Genomic DNA, 22,325 nt, shown 5'->3' with positions numbered 1-22,325 from the left:
CATCAGGCCCCGCGTGCCCCTACAGGAGTTGAAACGCCGATGATCACCCCACCCGTCGTGCACTCGCTGCGCGAGCAGATCCGCGAGCACATCGTGGAGGGGATCGTCAGCGGCCGCTGGAAGCCCGGCGAGCGGATCGTCGAGCGGCGGATCGCGGTCGAGCTGGAGGTCAGCCAGACGCCCGTGCGGGAGGCCCTGCGCGAGCTGGAGACACTGCGGCTGATCGAGTCGGCGCCGAACAAGGGCGTCCGCGTACGGAACCTCTCCGCGGCCGACCTGGAGGAGATCTACCCGGTCCGGGCCGGTCTGGAGCAGATCGCGGCCGAGCTGGCCGCCCCGCGGCTGGCGGCCGACTGCACGGCCCTGGAGCCGCACGTGGCCGCCCTGTGGGAGGCGGACCGCAGCGAGGACGGCACGGCGCAGGTGCGGCACACCGTGGGCTTCCACCGCGAGATGGTGCGGGCGGCCGGGAACAGCGTGCTGCTGCACACCTGGGAGAGCCTGGGCATCGAGGTGTTCACGGCCCTGTCCATCCGCTGGCTGGGTACGGTCCAGAAGTCCTACGCGGAGGAGCACGAGGCCCTCGTGGCGGCCTTCCGCAGTCAGGATCCGGACATCGGACTGCTCGTGAAGCGGCACGTGCTGGGCTGCGCACCGCGCGCCTGAGCCTTTTCCGCGAGGGGTGCGCGGCCCGCCCCGGGCTCCCCGGGGCGCCCGGTTTCCGTACCTTGGGGAACACCCTCTGACCTGCGGCTTTTAGCAGATCGCCAGAGAACCGCTAGGGCTCGCTCGTGTACTCGTCCCATGGGCACCGGGTGCCTGAATTCATGGCACCCGGTGCCGACTTTTGGCGTAGTGACATTTATTCGCCACTTTTATTTGATCGATCATCGATCAGCGCTTTACAGTCGACGCGGACCCCACCCGGGTCCATCGACCCTGTCCTGCCCGTCAGGGTGTTTGATCACCACCTCCTCTCCTTTGTCCGGAAGGCGGCGCACACCGATGTCCGACCCCGTAGGAAAGCTTCCGAGCGAGCTCGACCAGCTCCCGGACCGCGACACCGAGGAGACCGCCGAATGGGCGGCCTCGCTCGACGCCGTCGCACAGGCCGCCGGTACGCGCCGCGCCGAATACCTGCTCCGCCGCACCCTCCAGCACGCCGAGGCCGCCGGCCTCGCCCTGCCGAAGCTGCTGGAGACGGACTACGTCAACACCATCCCCACCGCCGCGGAGCCGGAGTTCCCCGGTGACGAGGCGATGGAAGCCAGGATCACCGCCTGGAACCGCTGGAACGCGGCCGCCATGGTGACCCGCGGCTCCAAGTACGGCGTCGGCGGCCACATCGCCACCTTCGCCTCCGCCGCGTGGCTCTACGAGACCGGCTTCCAGCACTTCTTCCGCGGGAAGGAGGCCGACGGATCGGGCGACCAGCTCTACATCCAGGGCCACGCCTCCCCCGGCATCTACGCCCGCGCCTTCCTCGACGGGCGCATCTCCGAGCAGCAGCTCGACAACTTCCGCCAGGAGTCCGGCGGCAACGGCCTGCCGTCCTACCCGCACCCGCGGCGCCTGCCGTGGCTGTGGGAGTTCCCCACGGTCTCCATGGGCCTCGGCCCGCTCTCCGCGATCTACCAGGCGCGCTTCAACCGCTACCTGCAGAACCGGAGCATCAAGGACACCGCCAACTCGCACGTCTGGGCCTTCCTGGGCGACGGCGAGATGGACGAGCCCGAGTCGACCGCCGCACTGGCCCTCGCCTCCCGCGAGCGGCTCGACAACCTGACCTTCGTCATCAACTGCAACCTGCAGCGCCTCGACGGTCCGGTCCGCGCGAACTTCCGCGTCGTCCAGGAGCTGGAAGCCCAGTTCCGCGGCGCCGGCTGGAACGTCATCAAGTCCCTGTGGGGCTCCGCCTGGGACGAGCTCTTCCAGCTCGACACCACGGGCGCCCTGGTACGCCGCCTGCGCGAGGTACCGGACGCGCAGTTCCAGACGTACGCGACCCGCGACGTGGCCTACATCCGCCAGCACTTCTTCGGCGCCAACGCCGAGCTCGTCGCCCTGGGCGGCCTGCTGTCCGACGCGAAGATCGCCGAGTGCTTCCACAGCTCCCGCGGCGGCCACGAGCCCCGCAAGGTCTACGCCGCGTACAAGGCCGCCCTGGAGCACAAGGGTGCGCCGACGGTCATCCTCGCGCAGACCGTCAAGGGCTACACGCTGGGCGCCGGGTTCGAGTCGAAGAACGCGAACCACCAGATGAAGAAGCTGACGATCGACGAGTTCAAGGACATGCGCGACCTCCTTGGCCTCCCGATCCCGGACAGCGCCTTCGCCGACGGCAAGGTCCCGTACGGCCACCCGGGCGCGGACAGCCCCGAGGTGCGGTACCTCAACGAGCGCCGCGCGGCCCTCGGCGGCCCCGCCCCGGCCCGCAAGGTCCACCACGTGGCCCTGCCCGCCCCGGCCGACCGCTCCTTCGCCCCGCTGCTCAAGGGCTCCGGCAAGCAGGAGATGGCCACCACCATGGCCTTCGTCCGCCTCGTCAAGGACCTGATGCGGGACAAGGAGACCGGCAAGCGCTGGGTGCCGATCGTCCCCGACGAGGCCCGTACCTTCGGTATGGAGTCCCTCTTCCCGTCCGCCGGCATCTACTCGCCGCTGGGCCAGACGTACGAGCCGGTCGACCGCGACCAGCTGATGTACTACAAGGAAGCCAAGGACGGCCAGATCCTCAACGAGGGGATCACCGAGGCCGGCGCCATGGCCGACTTCATCGCCGCCTGCACGTCGTACGCGACGCACGGCGAGCCGATGATCCCGTTCTACATCTTCTACTCGATGTTCGGCTGGCAGCGCACCGCCGACCAGATGTGGCAGCTCGCCGACCAGCTCGGCAAGGGCTTCATCGTCGGCGCCACCGCCGGTCGCACCACGCTGACCGGTGAGGGCCTGCAGCACGCGGACGGCCACTCGCACCTGATCGCGTCCACGAACCCGGCGTCGCTCAACTACGACCCGGCCTTCGCGTACGAGATCGCGGTGATCGTCAAGGACGGTCTGCGCCGGATGTACGGCGAGCAGCCCGAGGACGTCTTCTACTACCTCACGGTCTACAACGAGCCGAAGGTGCAGCCGGCGATGCCCGAGGGCGTCGAGGAAGGCATCCTCAAGGGCCTGTACCGCTTCAACACGGCGGCGGACCTGGCGGAGGCGGCCCCGGCCGCCGACGCCCCGAAGATCCAGCTGATGGCCTCGGGTACGGCGATCCACTGGATCCTGGAGGCCCAGAAGCTCCTGGCCGCCGACTGGAACGTGGCCGCCGACGTCTGGTCCGCCACCTCCTGGGGCGAGCTGCGGCGCGACGCGCTGGAGTGCGACGAGGCGCTGCTGCGCGGCGAGGTCCGCACCCCGTTCGTCACCCGCGCGCTGGAGGGTGTCACCAGCCCGGTGCTCGCCGTCTCCGACTGGATGCGTCAGGTCCCGGACCAGATCAGCCAGTGGGTGGAGCAGGACTACACCTCGCTCGGTACGGACGGCTTCGGTCTGTCCGACACCCGTGAGGGCGCCCGCCGCCACTTCGGTGTCGACGCCCAGTCGATCGTGGTGGCCGCGCTGGCCCAGCTCGCCCGTCGCGGCGAGGTCCCGGCGTCCGCCATCAAGGAGGCCCGGGAGCGCTACGGCCTGTAGGCCGTACGCACCGATCCGACCGTGAGGCGGTCCGTCCCTCCGGGGGCGGGCCGCCTCAGCGCGTCTGCTGGGGCGGGGGCCGGTCCTCCCCCTGCATCCAGGCGGCCGTGCCCGCCGCGCCGGTCAGCTGGGCCAGCGTCTCCCGGACGCCGGCCAGCTGGGCGCTGATGGAGTCACGGCGCTTGGTGAGCGCGGCCAGCTCGCGCTCGGACTCGGTGCGGACCCGATCGGCCTTGGCGTTGGCGTCGGCGACGATGTCCTCGGCCTGGCGCTTCGTGTTCTCCATCAACTGGCGGGCACGGCGCTCGGCGTCCGCGCGCAGCTTCTCGGCACTCTCGCGGACAGCCGTCACGTCCCGTGTGACCCGCTCCCGCAGCTCCCTGATGTCCCGTTCGGCCTCGGCGCGTATCCGGGCCACCTCCGCCGCGCCGTCCACGTCTCCCGGTGCGGCCGGCGGCTGCGACGGGGGCTGCCGGTAGGCGGCCAGGAGGCGGTCCAGCTCGCGGACGACGGCGGCCGCGTCGGGCGGGCGGTGTGCCGGGTCCTTGGCCAGGAGGTGCATCACCAGCCGAAGTCCAGGACCTTGATCACGCCGGCGGAGGTGAGCATCGCGTTCCCCGGTTTGACGTCCCGGTGGACGATGCCGCGCGCGTGCGCGGCGGCCAGGGCGGTGGCGATCTTATCCGGACTACGGGCAGTGGCGGGGCCGGGGCCAGAGCGTCCTCTTGCCTGCGGCGTAGAGCCACACCGGGTCGGCATCATGCCAGGTCACAGACCCCAATGCCCGCCTGACCTCAAGGGACTCGGGAAGCTACTGTTCGAAGTGTGATGACGCCTGAGGGAATGAAGCTGGGGGCAGAGGCCGCGCATCTGCTGGCCGCCGCCGACTGCTGTGAGATAGAGCCCGGCTTGAGCGACGCCGAGTTGCAGCGCATCGAAGAAGAGTACGGATTCGAGTTTGCCGATGACCACCGCGCCTTCCTGGCAGCCGGGTTGCCGGTGAGCCAGCCGCCCGAGGAAGGGGCCACCTGGGAGAATCCATGGCCTGACTGGCGTCATGGCGATCCTGCGAAACTGCGGGAGCATCTTGACTGGCCGGTCGAAGGCATCGTCGTGGCGGTCCAGCATGGCTACTGGCACTCAGGATGGGGACAGCGGCCAGCAGGTGCCGACGACGCGGTCCGCGAGGCCAAGACGCTACTGGACCGGGTGCCAAAGCTCGTTCCCGTATACGCGCATCGATTCCTGCCCGCCGGCCAGGGGTCCCACGGCCACCCAGTCCTGTCGATCTGGGGAACCGACATCGTCTACTACGGTGCTGACCTGGCCGACTACATCAACCACGAATTCGACGATTTCAGCGCACACACCCCTAACGATTGCAACCCGAGAGCGACCGTCGCATTCTGGCAGAACTTCCTCGCATAACTCCTCCGAGCCAGCAGGCGCGCGCTTGGGCAAACCCATCATCGCGGTCTGGTGATGACGGGCATGCCGAGGTCGGTGGGACCGCTGTGGCCGGTGCTGCGGCCGCGTTCCAGACTGCGGTCGAGGGTGACAAGCTTCTCCTTGGCCTTGGTGAGGCTGACTTGGAGTCCTTGGACTTCGCCGAGCCAGCCATTCGCCCGCGCTTCTGCGATGCGCTCGGCGAGATTGCGGATGATCTCGATCAACCGGGGCCGCTGCCTGGGGGAAACCCGCAGCATCGGGCAGCGCAGACACGGGTGCTCATGCTGGCACGGGGTTCCATAGGGCCGCGCGCAGTCGCCGAGTTCCAGTTTGCGGGTGTGAAAGTGTTCCTGGAACTCGCGCCATTCGTCGGTCGTGGGTTCGCGGTACTCCTCTGCAGGCCGCGTCGCTCGCCGCTGGTCGAGGAAGCGTCCGAGGCTGGTACTGATCTCCGGGGTTCCACTTGCGGGTGATCGGGTTGACCGTCCCTGCGGTGGACGCTGACTTTGTACGTGGCGAGTTGCGTGGCTTGGTCGTCTGCTTCAGCCAGAGCACCAGATCCCGCACCTCCGCCGACGTTGCCCTGTCCCACTCGACCTGCACAACGCGCAGCCACCGCCACCACCGCAGCAACGCGTACGCGTAACTGCGTACAGATCCGGGCCGGTTCCGGGCGACAAAGTCCCGAAGGTACCGCCGAACGGGCTCTACCGGCATACCCTCCGGGTCGACCACGAGCCAGGGCACCACGCCCTCCGACGGCACGACCTTGCCCCACCTCGGCAGAGGGATCGAACCGAGATCCCGTCGGTCAGACCTTGCCCGACTCATCCAATGCCTCGGAGTGTCGTCCGGTAGTCCGGTCAACAGAGATGGCCGCCCCAGTGGGCGACGTCGTACCAGGGCACGGGGACGGCCCCGCGGAACAGCTCACCCCTCCCCGTCCCGCACCCGTCGGGTTCGGGTATGGGCCGGGCGGGGGATCGGACACCGGCCTTTGGCCGTATGAGCGGTGGCGGCGCGGGGGTGGACCCGTGATGCTGGAGCGGTGATGGACGAGACGGAGTTCTGGGAGATCGTCGACCGTACCCGCGAGGCCGCCGAGGGCGACCCCGAGGAGCATGCCGAGCTGCTCGTGGAACGGCTCGCGCAGCTCGACCCCGACTCCGTGCTGGACTTCGCGCGGCACTTCGAGTCCCGCTACAACCGGGCGTACACCTGGGACCTGTGGGGCGCTGCGTGGGTGCTGCTCGACGGAGCGAGCGACGACGCGTTCGACTACTTCCGGTGCTGGCTGATCGGGCAGGGCCGGGAGGTCTTCGAGGGGGCGGTCCACGAGCCGGACCAGCTGGCGGAGCTGCTGGCCGAGTTCGACGAGGACATCGACGGGGACGGCGAGGAGCTGGGGTACGCGGCCGACGAGGCGTACGAGCAGCTGACGGGCGCGGTGGCACCGGACCTGGGGATCGCGCTGCAGGCGGCGGAGCCGGAGGGCGCTCCGCTGGACTTCGAGGACGAAGCCGTGCTGGCGGAGCGCTTCCCCCGGCTGTGGGACCGCTTCAGGGCCTGAGGGCGCCCAGGCCCAGGCAAGATCCGGAAGAGGCGGCCTAGTAGTGCGTGCCGCCGTCGATGCGGATCTCGGTGCCGGTGATGAAGCAGCCGTCCTCGGATCCGAGCATGGCGACGACGCCGGCGACGGCCTGCGGGCCGGCGAAGCCCTGGCCGAGGGCGGGGGCGAGCTTGGTGAACAGGCTCCAGTCGGTGTCCTCGGGCAGGCCCGGTCCGGTGCCGGTGGTCATGCCGGACTCGATGGAGCCGGGGGCCACGGAGACGAAGCGCAGGCCCTGCTTGCTGTACTCGGCGGCCAGCGCGTGGGTCATGGACTGGATGCCGCCCTTGCTGGCCGCGTAGGCGGACATGTAGGGGTGGGCGAAGGTCGCCGAGGTGGAGCTGAAGTTCACGACGACGGGCTGGTCGCCCGCGAGCAGCGCCGGGAGCGACTCCCGGATCATCAGGAAGGTGCCGGTCAGGTTGACGGCGATGATCTTGTTCCAGAAGTCGAGCGTCGTCTGGTGGGTGTGCGAGGAGCGCAGGATGCCCGCCGCGTTGACCAGGACGTCGATGCCGGTCATGGCGCCCACGGCGGCGGCCACGCCGGCCCGGACGGCGACCTCGTCGGATATGTCCAGGATCGCGGTGGTCAGCCGGTCGGCGTGACCGTCGGCGGCGGCCTGCTCGGCGGTGGCCTTGAGACCGGCTTCGCTGACGTCCACGGCGTGGACGCGGCCGCCCTCGGCGAGAATGCGGTGGACGGTGGCCTGGCCGATGCCGGAGCCGCCGCCGGTGATGAGGACGCGTCGTCCTTCGTAACGGTTCATGGGGTGAGCGTACCGAGCAGATGGCATGTTTTGCCACTCTGGCATGAAATGCATTCGCCGGACATGCCGGACGGTACGCTTCACCCGTGAGATCTCCCCGTCCGTACTCCCCCCAGAGCGGCCCCGGAACCCCGTCGCTGACCGAGCGCCGCAAGGCCGCCACCCAGCTCGACATCGCCCGCGCCGCATGCGAGCTCTTCGCGGAACACGGTCCCGACGGCACCACCGCCGAGGACATCGCCCACCGCGCCGGCGTGGCGCTGCGCACGTTCTACCGCTACTTCCGCAACAAGCAGGAGGCCGTGGCCCCGCTGCTCGCGGGCGGCGGCGACGCCTGGCGCGCACTGCTCGCCGAGGAGGACCCCGGCACCCCCCTCGCGCAGGCCCTGGAGCGCGCGGTTCGCCGTGCGCTGAGCGACTCACAGGCGGTGGAGGAGGGCCTGGAGGTCACCCGCGGCCTGCTGCGGGCCGCGGCCACCGACGAGGCCCTGCGGGCCGTCTGGTACCGCGTGAACCAGGAGTCGGAGGAGCGCCTGGTCCCGGTGGTGGCCCGGCTGGCCGGACCGGGGGCGGACGCGATGTCGGTACGCCTGCTCGCCGCGGCCTCGACGGACGCGATCCGGGTCGCCCTGGAGGTCTGGTCCACCTCGGACGCCCCCGTGTCGGGGCCCGGCTCCCCCTCCGACCTGGCGGTGCGCTGCCTGACGGAGCTGACCGGCGCGATGCCCCTGCTCCGCTGAGGTGGGCGGGGCAGGGGCATCGAGGCAGATCCGGCAGCAGGTCAGCGCCAGCCTCCCCAGTCACCGTCGTGGTTCCAGCCGGAGTCGTTCCAGCTGCCCCAGTCGCTGTCGTTCCAGTGACCGTTCCCGCCGCAGTCGTCGTCGTTCCAGTTGCCGTTGCCCCAGTCGTTGCGGTTCCAGTCGTTGTGGTTCCAGCGGGCGTGGTTCCCGCGCGAGTCCCAGCCACCACTGTGGTCGTGGGCGGACGCGCTGGTGAGCGGCAGCAGACCGAGGGTGAGACCCGCGGCCCCGGCGACGACGACTCCGATGATCCTACGGCGCATTTCCATGCACCTCCGAACATGTCTCGCTTATCGGGCTTTTAGGTACCGTTCCACCGTCGCCCCGGCCGCTCGGGCTGTCAAAAGCAGAAGGCCCCCCGCCGCTCTCCGGGAGAGCGGCGGGGGGCCTTCCATCAGGCACGATCCCGGGTTTCGAAAAGATCCCGGCGGTGTCCCGGCCTAGAGGTCGAAGTAGAGCTCGAACTCGTGCGGGTGCGGGCGCAGCGCGATCGGGGCGATCTCGTGCGTGCGCTTGTAGTCGATCCAGGTCTCGATCAGGTCGGGGGTGAAGACACCGCCGGCCAGGAGGTACTCGTGGTCCTCCTCCAGGGCCTTGAGGACGTCCTCAAGGCTGGTCGGGACCTGCGGGACGCTCGCGTGCTCGTCGGGCGAGAGCTCGTAGAGGTCCTTGTCGATCGGCTCCATCGGCTCGATCTTGTTCTTGATGCCGTCGAGGCCCGCGAGCAGCAGCGCCGAGAAGGCGAGGTACGGGTTGGACGACGGGTCCGGGGCGCGGAACTCGACGCGCTTGGCCTTCGGGTTCGAGCCCGTGATCGGGATGCGCATGGCGGCGGAGCGGTTGCGCTGCGAGTACACCATGTTGACCGGCGCCTCGAAGCCCGGCACCAGGCGGTGGTACGAGTTCACCGTCGGGTTGGTGAACGCCAGCAGCGACGGGGCGTGCTTGAGGATGCCGCCGATGTAGTAGCGGGCGGTGTCCGACAGGCCCGCGTAGCCGGCCTCGTCGTAGAACAGCGGGTCGCCGTTGGCCCACAGCGACTGGTGCACGTGCATGCCCGAGCCGTTGTCACCGAAGATCGGCTTCGGCATGAAGGTCGCGGTCTTGCCGTTGCGCCAGGCGACGTTCTTCACGATGTACTTGAAGAGCATCAGGTCGTCGGCCGCGGCGAGCAGCGTGTTGAACTTGTAGTTGATCTCGGCCTGGCCACCGGTGCCGACCTCGTGGTGCTGGCGCTCGACCTGGAGGCCCTGGGCGTCCAGTTCGAGGGAGATCTCGGCGCGCAGGTCGGCGAAGTGGTCGACCGGGGCTACGGGGAAGTAACCACCCTTGTAGCGGACCTTGTAACCACGGTTGTTCTCCTCGGAGCCCGTGTTCCAGGCACCGGCCTCGGAGTCGATGTGGTAGAAGCCCTCGTTGGCGGAGGTCGCGAAGCGCACGCTGTCGAACACGTAGAACTCGGCCTCGGGGCCGAAGAACGCGGTGTCGGCGATGCCGGTGGAGGCGAGGTAGGCCTCGGCCTTCTTGGCGATGTTGCGCGGGTCGCGGCTGTACGCCTCACCCGTGATCGGGTCGTGGATGAAGAAGTTGATGTTGAGCGTCTTGTCCTTGCGGAACGGGTCCAGGCGCGCGGTGGTGATGTCGGCCCGCAGAGCCATGTCGGACTCGTGGATCGCCTGGAAGCCGCGGATCGAGGAACCGTCGAAGGCGAGCTCCTCCGCCGGGTCGAACGCTCGCGCCGGGATGGTGAAGTGCTGCATCACACCGGGCAGGTCGCAGAAGCGGACGTCAACGAACTTGACGTCGTTCTCCTCGATGTACTGCTTCACTTCGTCGGCGTTCTTGAACATCCAACTCCTCCTACTCCCGGTCCCCGGGGCAGGGACGGGCTTTTATAGCTCGTGGTGCGTCAGTGCGGTGCCGCACGCTGACCCGACCATAAGCAGACGGGATTTCCCAAGCATGACCCATTTGTTTCGCACAAGTTAACCAGGGTCCCGTCCAGGGCCCGTCGAACGCCACCGGTACCGTGGTGGAGTGGACAACAGGCAAGCAATCGGATCCTGGCTCTCCGGCCCCCGCGCGACCGCCGAGGAGATGGGCGTCGACTTCGGCCATCCGGGCGAGCGGCTGGGCCTGCCCCGGTCCGGGCCCGGCTCCGTGGCCCGCTTCGGACGCCGGCTCGGTGCCGTCTTGATCGACTGGCTCCCCTGCCAGCTCATCGCATACGGACTGATCACGCACGGGAACCTGCAGACCACGGGCAACTGGACGCTGGGGCTCTTCGTGGCCCTGTCGATCCTGACCGTGGGCACCGTGGGATTCACCCCCGGGAAGCGGATCCTCGGCCTCCGGGTCGTCGGACAGGACGGCGGCCGCCTCGGTCTCCTCCGCGTGGTGGCCCGCACCCTGCTCCTGGCCCTCGTCATCCCGGCGCTGGTCTGGGACCGGGACGGACGCGGACTCCACGACCGGCTGGCCGGCGCGGTCCAGGTACGGATCTGACGGCCCGATCCGACGGTCCGGGCCCGAGGGTCCGGACCCGACGCGGAACGGCACGACGCACCGGCCCGCACGGCACGACGGCACGACGCACCGCACGACACGAGGACACGACACAGGGCGCCCCCGGCCTGACGGCTCGGGGGCGCCCTGTGTGATGTATACGAAGAGCGGGTCAGCGCATCTTTCCGCCGCGCGGCATCCGCATGCCCTTGGGCATGGGACCCTTCGGCACGGGCATGTTGCTCATGAGGTCGCCCATGGCCCGGAGCTTGTCGTTGACCTGGGTGATCTGCGGGCCGGTCAGGACGCGCGGCAGCTTCAGCAGCGTCGTGCGGACCTTCTTGAGCGGCACCTCGCCCTCGCCGGTGCCGACGATGAAGTCGTGGACCGGGATGTCGGGCATGATCCGGGCCAGCTTCTTCTTCTCGGCCGCGAGCAGGGTCTTCACCCGGTTCGGGTTGCCCTCCGCGATCAGGACCACGCCCGCCTTGCCGACCGCCCGGTGGACGATGTCCTGGTTGCGGTTCATCGCGACGGCCGGGGTGGTCGACCAGCCCCGTCCCACGTTGTCCAGTACGGCCGCGGCGGCGCCCGGCTGGCCCTCCATCTGCCCGAAGGCAGCGCTCTCGGCCCGTCGCCCGAAGATGATCGCCATCGCCAGGAACGCCACCAGGAGGCCCAGGATGCCCAGGTAGACCGGGTGGCCGATCAGGAAGCCGATCGCAAGGAAGACACCGAAGGTGACGATTCCCACGCCCGCGACGATCAGACCGACCTTCGGGTCGGCCTTGCGCGTCATCTTGTACGTCAGGGCGATCTGCTTCAGTCGCCCGGGGTTCGCAGCAGTCTCTGCGTTTGACTTCCTCGCCATAGAGCGAAGTTTACGTGGCCTGCGGGGTCCGGGTCGCCGCGGCCTCAAGTACGTGTTCGGTTTCGACCCTGTCCTTGGCCCTTCGGCGGTCCTCCAGGACGGCCGTCCAGGCGTTCCGGCGGGCACCGCTCATGAGCAGCGACTCGATGCCACGGAAGGCCTCGGTGAAGGAAGGGATGGCAATGGCGCGTACTGGCGCGGCCTGCATGATGTCGGACCCTCTCTCGGTGCTCACGTCGATGGGGTGGCGTGCGGTGTGTGCGGTGCGTGGATCCAGCGTCACTGACTGGTGTTACCAGGGCGTGGCCGGTCGGTCAAATGTGATTGACACGTTGCAAACGCGGACGCGGCCCGCCGGGCTCCTCCGAAAAGAGCCTAGGGGCCGCGCCACTGCGGTGTTACCCGTTGGTAAGTCATTGTGCGTGACCTCACACGCACACGCGGTCAGTTTTCAGACCGCCGCGCGCTTCTCCATCGCCTGGCCGTACAGACGGCCCGCCCGGTAGGAGGAACGGACCAGCGGGCCGGACATCACGCCGGAGAAGCCGATCTCCTCGGCCTCCTTCGCCAGCTCGACGAACTCGGCCGGCTTCACCCAGCGCTCCACGGGGTGGTGCCGCGGCGAGGGGCGCAGGTACTGGGTGATGGTGATGAGCTCGCAGCCGGCCTCGTGGAGCTCCTTCAGCGCCTCCGAGACTTCCTCGCGCTCCTCGCCCATGCCCAGGATCAGGTTGGACTTGGTGACCAGGCCGTAGGCGCGGGCCTGCCGGATCACGTCGAGCGAGCGCTCGTAGCGGAAGCCCGGACGGATGCGCTTGAAGATGCGCGGCACGGTCTCGACGTTGTGCGCGAAGACCTCGGGGCGGGAGGCGAAGACCTCCTCCAGCAGCTCCGGGACCGCGTTGAAGTCGGGGGCCAGCAGCTCGACCTTGGTGTGGCCGCCCTCGCGGCCCGCCGTCTGCTGGTGGATCTGGCGCACGGTCTCCGCGTAGAGCCAGGCACCGCCGTCCGCCAGGTCGTCGCGGGCGACGCCGGTGATGGTGGCGTAGTTCAGGTCCATCGTGACGACGGACTCGCCGACGCGGCGCGGCTCGTCGCGGTCGAGGGCCTCGGGCTTGCCCGTGTCGATCTGGCAGAAGTCACAGCGCCGGGTGCACTGGTCGCCACCGATGAGGAAGGTGGCCTCGCGGTCCTCCCAGCATTCGTAGATGTTCGGACAGCCGGCTTCCTGGCACACCGTGTGCAGTCCTTCGCCCTTCACCAGGGCCTGCATCTTCGTGTACTCGGGACCCATCTTCGCCCGGGTCTTGATCCACTCGGGCTTGCGCTCGATGGGGGTCTGGCTGTTACGGACCTCCAGGCGCAGCATCTTGCGTCCGTCGGGTGCGACTGCGGACACGACCGGCTCCCTGTGACTTCGATTCTTCGGCGCCCACCAGGGTACGCCCGTAATTTCGTACGCTCTTACGTCGGCCAACCGGGTGTCGGTCGGACGCATTCCCCCCGGCGGTCAGCCGGCGGCCGGCTCGATCTCGCGCGGCTTCAGCTCGGCCTGCTCCAGCACGTCCTTCAGGTGCCGTTCGACGACCGGCAGCACCTCGGCGATGGTGATCTCGCGGCCCAGCTCGTAGGAGAGCGAGGTCACACCGGCGTCCCGGATCCCGCAGGGGATGATCCGGTCGAACCAGGTGGCGTCCGGGTTCACGTTCAGGGAGAAGCCGTGCATCGTGACGCCCTTGGCGACGCGGATGCCGATGGCGGCGAGCTTGCGGTCCTCGCGGCGCTGTCCGGCGTTGGACGGCGCGTACTCGGGGCCGTTGAGGCGGGCGTCGAACTCGTCGTCGCCGATCCGGGGGTCGAAGTCGAGGGAGAGCCCGCCTATCGCGGGACGCTGCTCCACGGGGTCGCCGAGCACCCAGACGCCCGAGCGGCCCTCGACCCGCGTGGTCTCCAGGCCGAACTCGGCCGCGGTGCGGATGAGGGCGTCCTCCAGACGGCGGACGTGCGCGACCACGTCGACGGGGCGGGGCAGCTTCATGATCGGGTAGCCGACCAGCTGGCCCGGACCGTGCCAGGTGATCTTGCCGCCGCGGTCCACGTCGATGACCGGGGTGCCGTCCAGCGGCCGCTCGCTCGGGTCCGTGCGCCGGCCGGCCGTGTACACCGGCAGGTGCTCCACGAGCAGGCAGGTGTCCTCGACCTCGTCCGCGAAGCGGGCGGCGTGGACGCGCCGCTGCTCGTCCCAGGCCTCGGTGTACTCGACGGATTCCGGCCCGAAGCCCAGATGGACAAACCGAAGCTCAGTCACCGCAGCGCCTCCTCGTTGAAACTGCTGTGTGCACGCGATCGCACCAGGCCAAGAGTACGGCGACCCGTGCGCGCGCCTTCAGGCCCCCGGGTCCCCGGCCTCCGGCGGCGGGCCGGGCAGCTGCCGGGGGCGCCTGCGCCCGGCGGGCGGGCGGTCCGGGTCCTCGTCCGCCCTCGGCAGCCGGCGGTGGCCCTCGGAGTGGTCGTTGACCCAGCCGCACACCCCGCACGCGTACCGGCCGTCCAGTCCCGCGATGTACGTACCGCACCGGCGGCACTCCGCCTCGGTGAGCTCGGGGGCGGGGAGCGGGGCGGTGGAATCCGTGTACATGTCGGGGGCATGTGCCCCGGGGGGCCGGCGGGTCATGGGGCGCAGCGTACGCGGACAGCGGGGACCGACCCGTAAAGGGCCCTCCTCATTGGGCACACGATCGGATGAATGTGGGACAGAGAGGGCGGCAAGAGCGGACTTGGCCGCTACATTCACGCCGTTCAGGGGCCGGGACTCCGGTCCGTCACGTCAGGAAACCGTGGAGCCGATGACGGAACGACCTGCCCAGCGCGTCCCCAACCGGCAGCTCGCGGCGCTGATCGCGGAAGCCGGGTTCTCCAACGCCGGGCTCGCCCGCCGCGTCGACCAGCTGGGCCTGGAACACGGTCTGGACCTTCGCTACGACAAGACGTCCGTGACCCGCTGGCTGCGCGGCCAGCAGCCCCGCGGCACCACCCCGGCGCTCATCGCCGAGGTCTTCACCCGGCGCCTGGGCCGCCGGCTGTCCGCGCAGGACCTCGGACTGGACGCCTGCGCGCCCGTGTACGCGGGACTGGAGTTCGCGGCCACCCCCGAGGAGGCCGTGGACATCGCGAGCGGGCTCTGGCGCAAGGACTCCGGCTCGCACGCCGAGCTCCGCAAGATCGCCTTCACCCCGGCCGGACTCGTGGTGCCCAGCCGCGACTGGCTCATCGGCCGCGCCGACGAACGGGTGGGGCGCGGCGTGGACCCCGCGGCGAGCCGCGTCCCGGCCCAGGGCCGCCCCTCCGTCCCCCGCCAGCGGCAGATCGACCGCGGCCCCGGCCAGCGCGTGACCGGCGGGGACATCGCCGCGCTGCGGTCGGTGAGCGAACTGTTCCGGACCCTGGACCACGCCTACGGCGGCGGCCACGCCCGGCAGGCCCTCGTGCGCTACCTGGAGCACGAGGCCGAGCCGATGCTGCGCGGCACCTACGGCGAGACCACCGGGCGGCGGCTGTTCGCGGCCGCCGCCGACCTGACCCGGCTCGCGGGCTGGACCTCGTACGACATCGCCGCTCACGGACTGGCCCAGCGCTACTTCGTGCAGGCGCTGCGGCTGGCCCAGGCCGCCGGGGACCGGCCGTACGGGGCCTACGTGCTGGTGACGATGAGCCGGCAGGCCGTCTACCTCGGGCACGGCCGGGAGGCGGTGCAGCTGGCCAGGGTCGCCCAGCAGGGCGTGGGATCGGGCCCGCCCCCGGTCGTCCAGGCCCTGCTGCACGCGGCCGAGGCGCGCGGGCACGCCGTCCTCGGCGAGGTGCGGGCGGCCACGGCCTCCCTGGTGCGGGCCGAGCGGGCGCTGGGCGCGGGGCGGCCCGGCGACGACGTGCCGCACTGGGCGCGGGCCTTCGACGAGGCGCAGCTCGCGGACGAGTTCGGGCACTGTCACCGGGACCTCCAGCAGTACCGCGCCGCGGCGCAGCACGCGGAGCGCTCGCTCCAGCTGCGGGCGCCCGGGTTCGCTCGCTCACGGCTGTTCTGCCGGGTGGTGCTGGCCACGGCGCGGCTGGGGCTGGGCGAGCTGGACCAGGCGTGCGCGCTGGGGGCGGAGGCGGCGCAGCAGGCCGGCGAGATGCGGTCGGCGCGCGCGGTGGAGTACGTACGGGACTTCGAACGGCGGCTGGAGCCGTACCGGGACGCCTCGGCGGTGCGGAACTACCGGGACCGGGTGGCGGCGATGTCCTGAACCCCCGCGGGGGTTGAGGCCGGCCGGGCCGTGGGCGCCCGGCCGGCCTCCGCTGGTGTCCGTCGCGCCGGTCCCCTTCCGCCGGCCCTTCCGCCGGGAGGGGCCGTCGGCGCCTCCCGGCGGTCCGCTCAGGCCGCCGCCGGCACCGCCGGTTCGGGGCGGACCGGGAGCGGGATGCCGAAGTCGCGGAGCAGGGCGGTGGCGGCGCGCCGGGCGGAGTGCAGGGCGCCGTCGACGGTGTTGGAGTCGCGGTGGTCCCCGCACACGTAGAGGCCGGCCAGCACCCGGACCGGGCGCCGCGGGTCGTACGGCGGGGGCATGGCGGGAACGGCCTCCGGGGTGTGGTGGACGGCCAGGAGCTCCCAGTCCCGGGTCGAGGTGTCGTAGAGCCGGGCCAGGCGCGAGGCGACCGTCCGGGCGGGCGGCGGCGGGCCGTGCACCGTGGTGGTGACCAGGCTCCGGCCGGCCGGTGCCCGGCCGGGGTCGACCGCGCTCATCACGGTGGTGTGCGCGAGGGGCCACTTGGGGTCGGCGTCCAGGAGCAGCGAGCCGTCCCAGGGCAGCGGGGCGGGGGTCGCGTGGTGGATGACGGTGACCTCGTGGAAGGCGGGCACCCGCAGTCCGGGCAGCAGGTCGGCCGCGGCCCGCGCGCCGGTGGCGAGGAGGACGGACCGGCAGCCGAAGTCGCCGTGGTCCTCGGTGGTGACGAGGTTGGTCGCCACCGACCGCACGCGGACCCCCGTGCGTACGGTGCCGGGCGGCAGGCCGGCCGCCAGCAGGTCGGGCAGGGCGGCGGCGCCGCCCTCCGGGACGGCGAGCCGGCCGCGGGCGAAGGTGCGCAGGGCCAGGTCGGCGACGCGGCTGGAGGTGGTGAGCGCCGGGTCGCGCAGCAGCGCGGCGAGCAGGGGCCGCAGGACTCCGTTCACGGTGCGCGGGGGCAGGCCGCGGGAGCCGAGGGCGGCCAGCGCGGTGCGCTCGGGCCGGGCGAGCAGCCGGTCCACGGGCAGTGCCGCGAGCCGGCCGAGGGCGGCGCTGAGCCGGGCCTGGTCGAGAGAGCCGCTGGCCAGTGCGCGGGCCGGGGTCAGGGCGGCGGCCCGCTGCTGCCGGCCGTCGGCGCCGTGCACCAGGACCCCGGGGGCGAAGGGGCGCAGGACGAGCCCCTCCAGGCCGGGGGTGCGGGCCGGTTCGGTGTACGAGGTGCTGAGGAGCTGGCCGACCCGGTCGAGCCGGAAGCCGTCGGCCGAGGCGGTGGCCATCCGGCCGCCGGGGTCGTCGGCGCTCTCCAGGACGCTGACCGTGACCCCCGCCGCGATCAGGTGGTGTGCGGCCGCGAGTCCTGAGACTCCGGCTCCTACGATGACGACGTCCGCATGGTGTGCGGCGTGGTGTGCGACGTGGTGTGCGCTGCTGAGCACGTGCCCCTCCCCGAGGTCGGCGCGGCTGTGTGGGGTCCTCCTTCCCCCAACGGGCTCCAGGAGAACCCCAGTCCGGTGGGCTATTGCGCACAATTCCGGTCGCACGACGGTCGCATCCGGGTCACGAACGGTCGCACATGGTCGTGCGGTGCGCCTACGCCAGCGCTGCCCTGATCGACTCCTCGATCCCCGGGTGCCGGAAGGCGAAGCCCGACTCCAACAGGCGTGCGGGCAGCACGCGCTGACTGCCCAGCACGTCCCCGGCGAACTCCCCGAGCGCCAGACGCATCACGGGGGCGGGCACGGCGCACACCGTGGGGCGGTGCAGCACGCGGCCCATCACGGCGGTGACCTCACGGTTGGTCAGGGGGTGGGGAGCGGTGAGGTTCACGGGGCCGGTGAGGGCAGGGGTGTCGATGATGTGCCGCAGCGCGGCGATCTCGTCGTCCAGGGAGATGTACGACCAGTACTGGCGGCCGTTGCCGAGCCGGCCGCCGATGCCCGCGCGGAAGACGGGGAACAACTTGCCCCAGGCCCCGCCGTCGGCCGCGACCACCAGCCCGGTGCGGGCGAACACGGTCCGGATCCCGGCGGCGCGGGCGGGGGCGGCGGCGGCCTCCCAGTCCACGCAGACCGAGGGCAGGAAGCCGGTCCCGGCGGGGGCGGTCTCGTCGACGGGGCGGTCGCCGGTGTCGCCGTAGTAGCCGATGGCGGAACCGCAGACCAGGACCGGTGGCGGGCTGCCGAGGGCGGCCACCGCCCGGGCGATCGCGGCCGTACCGAGGACCCGGCTGTCGCGGATCTCCTTCTTGTACGCGGCCGTCCAGCGGTGGTCCCCGACCCCGGCCCCGGCCAGGTGCACGACGGCGTCGGCGCCTTCGAGACCGGCGGGGTCGACGTATCCGGCGCGAGGGTCCCAGCGCGCCTCACCGGGGGCGGCGGGCGCGCGGCGCACGAAGCGGACGGTGTCGTGGCCGTCGGCGTGGAGGGAGCGCACGAGGGCCTTGCCGATGAGTCCGGAGGATCCGGTGAGGGCGATACGCATGCTGCCAGTGTGCCGTTGCCCTGGCCGGGCGGTTCTCCGCCACGGCGGGGCCGGGGACGGCCGTTGCCCTGGCCTGGGCTGCGGGACGGCCTGGGTCGGCGCCGGGGTCCGGTGGGATCAGGTGGTGCCGAGCCAGGTGCCCACCGCGTAGGTGACGGCCATGGCGAGCGCGCCGCCCAGGACGTTGCGCAGGACCGCCCGCGGGACCGGGGCCCCGCCCAGCCGGGCGCTGACCACCCCGCACAGGGTGAGCGCGGCCAGCACGGCCGTCACCGTGACCGGCACCCGCCCGGACGGCCCCGGCAGGACGATCGCCAGCAGCGGCAGCACCGCCCCCACCGTGAAGGCCACCAGGCTCGCGAACGCCGCGTGCCACGGGTTCGCCAGCTCGTCCGGCTCGATGCCGAGCTCCACCCGCGCGTGCGCCCGCAGCGCGTCCCGCTCCGTCAGCTGCTCCGCCGCCTCCCGGGCCACCGCGTGGTCCAGGCCCCGGTCCATCAGCATCCCGGTGAGTTCGTCGAGCTCCGCCTCCGGCTCCTCGGCCAGTTCGCGCCGCTCCACCTCCAGCGCCGCCCGCTCGGAGTCCCGCTGCGAGCTCACCGACACGTACTCCCCCGCCGCCATCGACAGCGCCCCGGCCAGCAGGCCCGCCACCCCCGCCGTCAGGATCTCCGTGCGCGAGGTGGTCGCGCCGGCCACGCCCACGACCAGGCCGGCCGTCGAGATGATCCCGTCGTTGGCGCCCAGCACCCCGGCCCGCAGCCAGTTCAGCCGGGTACTGATGGCGGCGCTCTGCGTATCCGTCACGGGACCACTGTCGCGGCCCGCGCCCGCCGGGACCACCCGGCGTGCGCCCCCCCGGCGCCGGTACCAGGGTGGAGGGGTGAGACGCGGACGGGAGGACCTGGGCAGCCTGCACGGAGCACCGCCACCGCGCTGGGCCCGGCTCGCGCCCGCGGTGGCGCTGGTGGTGCTCTGCTTCATCCAGTGGCTGACGCCCGGGACGGCCGAACTGGGCTACTTCCTGGCCGCCCTGCCAGCCGTGGCCGCCTTCTCCTACGGGGCCGGCGGCACCGCCGCCTTCGCCGTCGTGGTGCTGGTGCTCCTCGGGGTACCCGCGCTCGGCGTCGGGCACGCCCACGGCTCGGACCTGGCGACCGTGGCCACCGTGGGGCTGCTCAGCGTGGTCATCGCCCTGGTGCGGCGGCGCCGGGACGCCCAGCTGGTGAGCGTCCGCACGGTCGCCGAGGCCGCCCAGATGGCGGTGCTGCCGCCGGTTCCGGAGCAGGTGGGCACGGTGCGCTGCGCCGCGCTCTACCGGGCGGCCCAGCGCGGCACGCTGGTCGGCGGCGACCTGTACGACGTACGGGCCGGACCGTACGGGGTGCGGGCGGTGGTGGCCGACGTGCAGGGGCACGGGCTGACGGCGGTCGGGACGGTCGTCGCCCTGCTCGGCGCCTTCCGGGAGGCGGTACTGGACGATCCGGAGCTGACCGGGGTCGCGGCCCGGCTGGACCGGCGGCTGACCGAGGACGCCGCGGCGGACTCCACTCCGCACCCGGAGCTGTTCGCCACGGCGGTGCTGCTGGAGTTCCCGCCCGGCCTGGACCTCGTGCGCATCGTGTCGTGCGGGCATCCCCCGGTCCTGCTCCTCCGGGACTTCGAGGTCTCGGAGGTGAAGGCGGAACCAGGACCTCCGCTGGGCCTGGGACTGGCCGGGACCACCCTCCCACCGGTGACCGAACTCCCCCTGCTGCCCGGCGACCGGCTCCTCGCCCACACGGACGGGGTCACCGAGGCCCGCGACGCGGCCGGGTTCTTCTACCCGCTGGCCACCCGCCTGCCGGCGCTGTCCGCCGACCCCGCGGGCCTGGTCCCGGCGGTGTGGCAGGACCTGGAGGCCTTCACCCGGGGCGGCCCGGGCGACGACGTGGCCCTGCTGATGCTGTCGCCCGAAAGGCGGTTGCCCGGTGGTCCGCCGGGTCCCTAGATTCACCGGACATGCACTGTGCGTAGTCGGTGACCACGCTCGGTAGCGACACCGTCCCGACCGACGTTCGTGGGAGTCGCCATGTCCATGCTGCTCATCAGAGGAACCTTCCGCGCCACGGGCTCCAAGCCGGACGGCGACACGATCACCTTCACCCCGGACGACGTGACCGACTGGAAGCGCGTACCGGGGGACCACCAGGTCCTGCCCAAGGCCGACGGCCGCGCCTCCATCCGGCTGGAGGCCATCGACGCGCTGGAGACCCACTACGGCGACGACGACTCCGGGGTGCAGCACCAGCCCCTGGACCTGGCCCACAGCGCCGCGAACGAGCTGCTGACCTGGCTCGGCTTCACCCAGTTCGTGCGCGACGACCGGGAAACCATCACCAGCACCACCCCCGAGACCGTGCCCGGCTACATCCTCACCGGCGGAGCCGACGTCTTCGGCCGGTGCGTGGCCCTGGTCGGCCGCAGGACCCCGCCCGTCTTCAACGGCTACGAGATCGAGGTCGACGACAGGCAGCTGAGGAACACCGCCAACCACCACCTGGTCAGCCTCGGCCTGGCCTACCCGACCTTCTACACCGGCTTCCCCGACCACCTGCGCGCCTCCCTCACCCTCGCGGCGCAGGCGGCGAGGAGCTCCACCCCCAAGAAGGGCGTGTGGGAGCGGGACCGGACGACCGACGGGGCCGAGGTCACCGGGATGTCCTCCCTCACGGCCGACGCCGGGGCGGTGATCCTCCCGAAGCTGTTCCGCCGGCTGAAGGACTACCTGGACCTCAACCCGGCGGCCCCCGCCCTCGGCTGCTTCCGCGCCTTCCTCGCCGGGGCCGCGGACCGGTTCTACCTCCAGGGACAGCCGGAGCCGCTCACCGGTCTGCACCGCATCGTCGAGGTCGACACGACCCTGCAGACCGTGAAGATGACCCACCCGGTCGAAGACATCACCTTCGACGAGAAGTGAGCGGTCCGGCCGGGCCGCCGGGGCGGAGAGCCCCGGCGGGCCGGCCGGCCGTCACGTCAGCGTGTGAGCGCGTCAGCTGTGGGCGGTGATGAAGGCCCGGACCATCCTGCAGGTGAGGTTGGACGGCCGGTGGATACCCACCCGCACCGCCATCGTCCGTATCTTGCGGTTGGTGGCGCGCTTGGCGTCGTACGTCCCCGTGTCGAGCAGGGAAATCGCCAGCCGCATCGCCTTCAGGCGGCGGTTGTGGCTCTCGTACCACTCGCGGGGCAGGCCCGCCGGCAGCGGCTTCTTCTTGGGCATCACAATGATCGCGGCAGCGGCCATCTACAGCCTCCCAAACAGTAGTTGGCTTCCTGTCGTGCTCCCTCGATTTTACCGGGGGGCACTGACAAAAGCCCCTGGCCAGACGGAGTCTGACTACCCTGGTGCGCATGGAGATCTGGATCAATCCCGCCTGCTCGAAGTGCCGTAGCGCACTGACCCTGCTGGACGCGGAGGGCGCCGAGTACACCGTGCGCCGGTACCTGGAGGACGTGCCGTCCGAGGCCGAGATCCGCGAGGTGCTGGGACGCCTGGGCCTGGAGCCGTGGGACATCACGCGCACCTCCGACCCCCTCGCGAAGGAGACCGGCGTACGGGACCTGCCGCGCGAGGCGACGGAACCGGCCCGGCAGGCCTGGATCACCCACCTGGCGGCCCACCCGAAGCTCATCCAGCGCCCGATCATCACCGCCGAGGACGGCACGGCCCTGATCGCCCGCTCCGACGACGCCGTCCACGAGGCCCTGTCCCGGAGGGGGTGAGGGGGGCGGGGGGGCGGACGGGCAGTCGGGGTCGGGGGGCGGCGGGACTCGACTCGGCCCGTGTCGGGGAGGGTTTGGGGGTTTCCCGTCAGTCTCATCGTCCTTCCGCGTCGGGCCGGGC

The 22,325-nt window shown here is 71.4% G+C and carries 25 protein-coding genes; 10 read left to right on the top strand and 15 right to left on the bottom strand.

Translation table 11 applies throughout. The features are described 5' to 3' along the window. Window positions 1–42 precede the first annotated feature (42 nt). The gene (locus ACZ5D2_RS37765) at window positions 43–666 is read left to right on the top strand and encodes a GntR family transcriptional regulator (RefSeq protein WP_030233098.1); all 624 of its coding nucleotides are present in this window, start codon (window positions 43–45) and stop codon (window positions 664–666) included. Window positions 667–1,005: 339 nt separating this feature from the next. Then, window positions 1,006–3,690, top strand: a complete 2,685-nt coding sequence (gene aceE, locus ACZ5D2_RS37760) for a pyruvate dehydrogenase (acetyl-transferring), homodimeric type (RefSeq protein ID WP_371678846.1) — start codon at window positions 1,006–1,008, stop codon at window positions 3,688–3,690. A gap of 55 nt (window positions 3,691–3,745) precedes the next feature. Here the strand turns inward: aceE and ACZ5D2_RS37755 are convergent, their stop codons facing one another. Next, complete coding sequence (locus ACZ5D2_RS37755; protein ID WP_468935867.1) at window positions 3,746–4,255, bottom strand: hypothetical protein; 510 nt, start codon at window positions 4,253–4,255, stop codon at window positions 3,746–3,748. Then, entirely contained in the window at window positions 4,252–4,449 is a 198-nt protein-coding gene (locus ACZ5D2_RS37750) for a protein kinase domain-containing protein (protein WP_468935883.1), read from the bottom strand. The genes ACZ5D2_RS37755 and ACZ5D2_RS37750 overlap by 4 nt, the downstream gene beginning before the upstream one ends. Window positions 4,450–4,518: 69 nt before the next feature. Here ACZ5D2_RS37750 and ACZ5D2_RS37745 point away from each other — a divergent pair, with 69 nt between their 5' ends. After that, complete coding sequence (locus tag ACZ5D2_RS37745; RefSeq protein ID WP_371681292.1) at window positions 4,519–5,118, top strand: hypothetical protein; 600 nt, start codon at window positions 4,519–4,521, stop codon at window positions 5,116–5,118. 38 nt (window positions 5,119–5,156) lie between these two features. Here ACZ5D2_RS37745 and ACZ5D2_RS37740 read toward each other — a convergent pair whose 3' ends face one another. Next, entirely contained in the window at window positions 5,157–5,363 is a 207-nt protein-coding gene (locus ACZ5D2_RS37740; RefSeq protein ID WP_371678844.1) for a hypothetical protein, read from the bottom strand. 827 nt (window positions 5,364–6,190) lie between these two features. Between ACZ5D2_RS37740 and ACZ5D2_RS37735 the strand changes: the two genes are divergently transcribed. Beyond that, window positions 6,191–6,709, top strand: coding sequence for a DUF4240 domain-containing protein (locus ACZ5D2_RS37735; RefSeq protein ID WP_371678843.1), 519 nt, complete (start codon window positions 6,191–6,193; stop codon window positions 6,707–6,709). A gap of 37 nt (window positions 6,710–6,746) precedes the next feature. On the opposite strand, the gene ACZ5D2_RS37730 is transcribed toward ACZ5D2_RS37735, so the two are convergent. Then, the gene (locus ACZ5D2_RS37730) at window positions 6,747–7,517 is read right to left on the bottom strand and encodes an SDR family NAD(P)-dependent oxidoreductase (protein WP_371678842.1); all 771 of its coding nucleotides are present in this window, start codon (window positions 7,515–7,517) and stop codon (window positions 6,747–6,749) included. A gap of 86 nt (window positions 7,518–7,603) precedes the next feature. Between ACZ5D2_RS37730 and ACZ5D2_RS37725 the strand changes: the two genes are divergently transcribed. After that, entirely contained in the window at window positions 7,604–8,257 is a 654-nt protein-coding gene (locus ACZ5D2_RS37725; protein WP_371678841.1) for a TetR family transcriptional regulator, read from the top strand. 41 nt (window positions 8,258–8,298) lie between these two features. Here ACZ5D2_RS37725 and ACZ5D2_RS37720 read toward each other — a convergent pair whose 3' ends face one another. Both ACZ5D2_RS37720 and glnA read right to left on the bottom strand, forming a co-directional pair. Next, window positions 8,299–8,580, bottom strand: a complete 282-nt coding sequence (locus ACZ5D2_RS37720) for a hypothetical protein (protein ID WP_371678840.1) — start codon at window positions 8,578–8,580, stop codon at window positions 8,299–8,301. Between the two features lie 177 nt (window positions 8,581–8,757). Beyond that, entirely contained in the window at window positions 8,758–10,167 is a 1,410-nt protein-coding gene (glnA, locus tag ACZ5D2_RS37715; protein ID WP_371678839.1) for a type I glutamate--ammonia ligase, read from the bottom strand. A 187-nt stretch (window positions 10,168–10,354) separates the two neighbouring features. Between glnA and ACZ5D2_RS37710 the strand changes: the two genes are divergently transcribed. Continuing rightward, entirely contained in the window at window positions 10,355–10,822 is a 468-nt protein-coding gene (locus ACZ5D2_RS37710; protein ID WP_371678838.1) for an RDD family protein, read from the top strand. 172 nt (window positions 10,823–10,994) lie between these two features. On the opposite strand, the gene ACZ5D2_RS37705 is transcribed toward ACZ5D2_RS37710, so the two are convergent. From ACZ5D2_RS37705 to ACZ5D2_RS37685, 5 genes are all read right to left on the bottom strand, one after another. Continuing rightward, window positions 10,995–11,693: a DUF4191 domain-containing protein gene (locus ACZ5D2_RS37705; RefSeq protein WP_468935857.1), complete on the bottom strand. Its 699-nt coding sequence runs from the start codon at window positions 11,691–11,693 to the stop codon at window positions 10,995–10,997. Between the two features lie 10 nt (window positions 11,694–11,703). Next, window positions 11,704–11,901 (bottom strand): SCO2195 family GlnR-regulated protein, encoded by a 198-nt coding sequence (locus tag ACZ5D2_RS37700; protein ID WP_030233071.1) that lies wholly within the window; start codon window positions 11,899–11,901, stop codon window positions 11,704–11,706. A 243-nt stretch (window positions 11,902–12,144) separates the two neighbouring features. Next, window positions 12,145–13,092: a lipoyl synthase gene (gene lipA / locus ACZ5D2_RS37695; protein WP_030233070.1), complete on the bottom strand. Its 948-nt coding sequence runs from the start codon at window positions 13,090–13,092 to the stop codon at window positions 12,145–12,147. A 111-nt stretch (window positions 13,093–13,203) separates the two neighbouring features. After that, window positions 13,204–14,001 carry a lipoyl(octanoyl) transferase LipB gene (gene lipB / locus ACZ5D2_RS37690; RefSeq protein WP_356216113.1) on the bottom strand — a complete coding sequence of 266 codons (798 nt, stop codon included), beginning with the start codon at window positions 13,999–14,001 and terminating at the stop codon, window positions 13,204–13,206. A 78-nt stretch (window positions 14,002–14,079) separates the two neighbouring features. Next, window positions 14,080–14,367 (bottom strand): hypothetical protein, encoded by a 288-nt coding sequence (locus ACZ5D2_RS37685; protein WP_371678836.1) that lies wholly within the window; start codon window positions 14,365–14,367, stop codon window positions 14,080–14,082. A 172-nt stretch (window positions 14,368–14,539) separates the two neighbouring features. On the opposite strand from ACZ5D2_RS37685, the gene ACZ5D2_RS37680 reads away from it, so the two are divergent. After that, window positions 14,540–15,979: a regulator gene (locus ACZ5D2_RS37680; RefSeq protein ID WP_371678835.1), complete on the top strand. Its 1,440-nt coding sequence runs from the start codon at window positions 14,540–14,542 to the stop codon at window positions 15,977–15,979. Between the two features lie 128 nt (window positions 15,980–16,107). Here the strand turns inward: ACZ5D2_RS37680 and ACZ5D2_RS37675 are convergent, their stop codons facing one another. The 3 genes from ACZ5D2_RS37675 to ACZ5D2_RS37665 all read right to left on the bottom strand — a co-directional run bounded on the left by ACZ5D2_RS37675 (window position 16,108) and on the right by ACZ5D2_RS37665 (window position 19,246). Next, window positions 16,108–17,394: an FAD-dependent oxidoreductase gene (locus ACZ5D2_RS37675; RefSeq protein ID WP_371678834.1), complete on the bottom strand. Its 1,287-nt coding sequence runs from the start codon at window positions 17,392–17,394 to the stop codon at window positions 16,108–16,110. A gap of 154 nt (window positions 17,395–17,548) precedes the next feature. Continuing rightward, a complete protein-coding gene (locus tag ACZ5D2_RS37670; protein WP_371678833.1) occupies window positions 17,549–18,439 on the bottom strand; it encodes a TIGR01777 family oxidoreductase in 891 nt (296 codons plus the stop codon). Between the two features lie 117 nt (window positions 18,440–18,556). Continuing rightward, window positions 18,557–19,246 (bottom strand): VIT1/CCC1 transporter family protein, encoded by a 690-nt coding sequence (locus tag ACZ5D2_RS37665; protein WP_371678832.1) that lies wholly within the window; start codon window positions 19,244–19,246, stop codon window positions 18,557–18,559. Window positions 19,247–19,322: 76 nt separating this feature from the next. Here ACZ5D2_RS37665 and ACZ5D2_RS37660 point away from each other — a divergent pair, with 76 nt between their 5' ends. Together ACZ5D2_RS37660 and ACZ5D2_RS37655 are read left to right on the top strand one after the other, a co-directional pair. Further along, on the top strand, window positions 19,323–20,429 hold the full coding sequence (locus ACZ5D2_RS37660) for a PP2C family protein-serine/threonine phosphatase (protein WP_371678831.1): 1,107 nt from the start codon (window positions 19,323–19,325) through the stop codon (window positions 20,427–20,429). Between the two features lie 81 nt (window positions 20,430–20,510). Next, complete coding sequence (locus ACZ5D2_RS37655) at window positions 20,511–21,398, top strand: nuclease (protein WP_371678830.1); 888 nt, start codon at window positions 20,511–20,513, stop codon at window positions 21,396–21,398. 72 nt (window positions 21,399–21,470) lie between these two features. On the opposite strand, the gene ACZ5D2_RS37650 is transcribed toward ACZ5D2_RS37655, so the two are convergent. Further along, entirely contained in the window at window positions 21,471–21,725 is a 255-nt protein-coding gene (locus ACZ5D2_RS37650) for a hypothetical protein (protein WP_030233041.1), read from the bottom strand. A 107-nt stretch (window positions 21,726–21,832) separates the two neighbouring features. Here ACZ5D2_RS37650 and ACZ5D2_RS37645 point away from each other — a divergent pair, with 107 nt between their 5' ends. Beyond that, the gene (locus ACZ5D2_RS37645) at window positions 21,833–22,204 is read left to right on the top strand and encodes an ArsC/Spx/MgsR family protein (RefSeq protein WP_371678829.1); all 372 of its coding nucleotides are present in this window, start codon (window positions 21,833–21,835) and stop codon (window positions 22,202–22,204) included. The last annotated feature ends 121 nt before the right edge of the window (window positions 22,205–22,325 follow it).

This window comes from Streptomyces sp. NPDC031479, from assembly GCF_055581065.1.
This window is presented reverse-complemented; position numbering and strand designations above follow the sequence as displayed.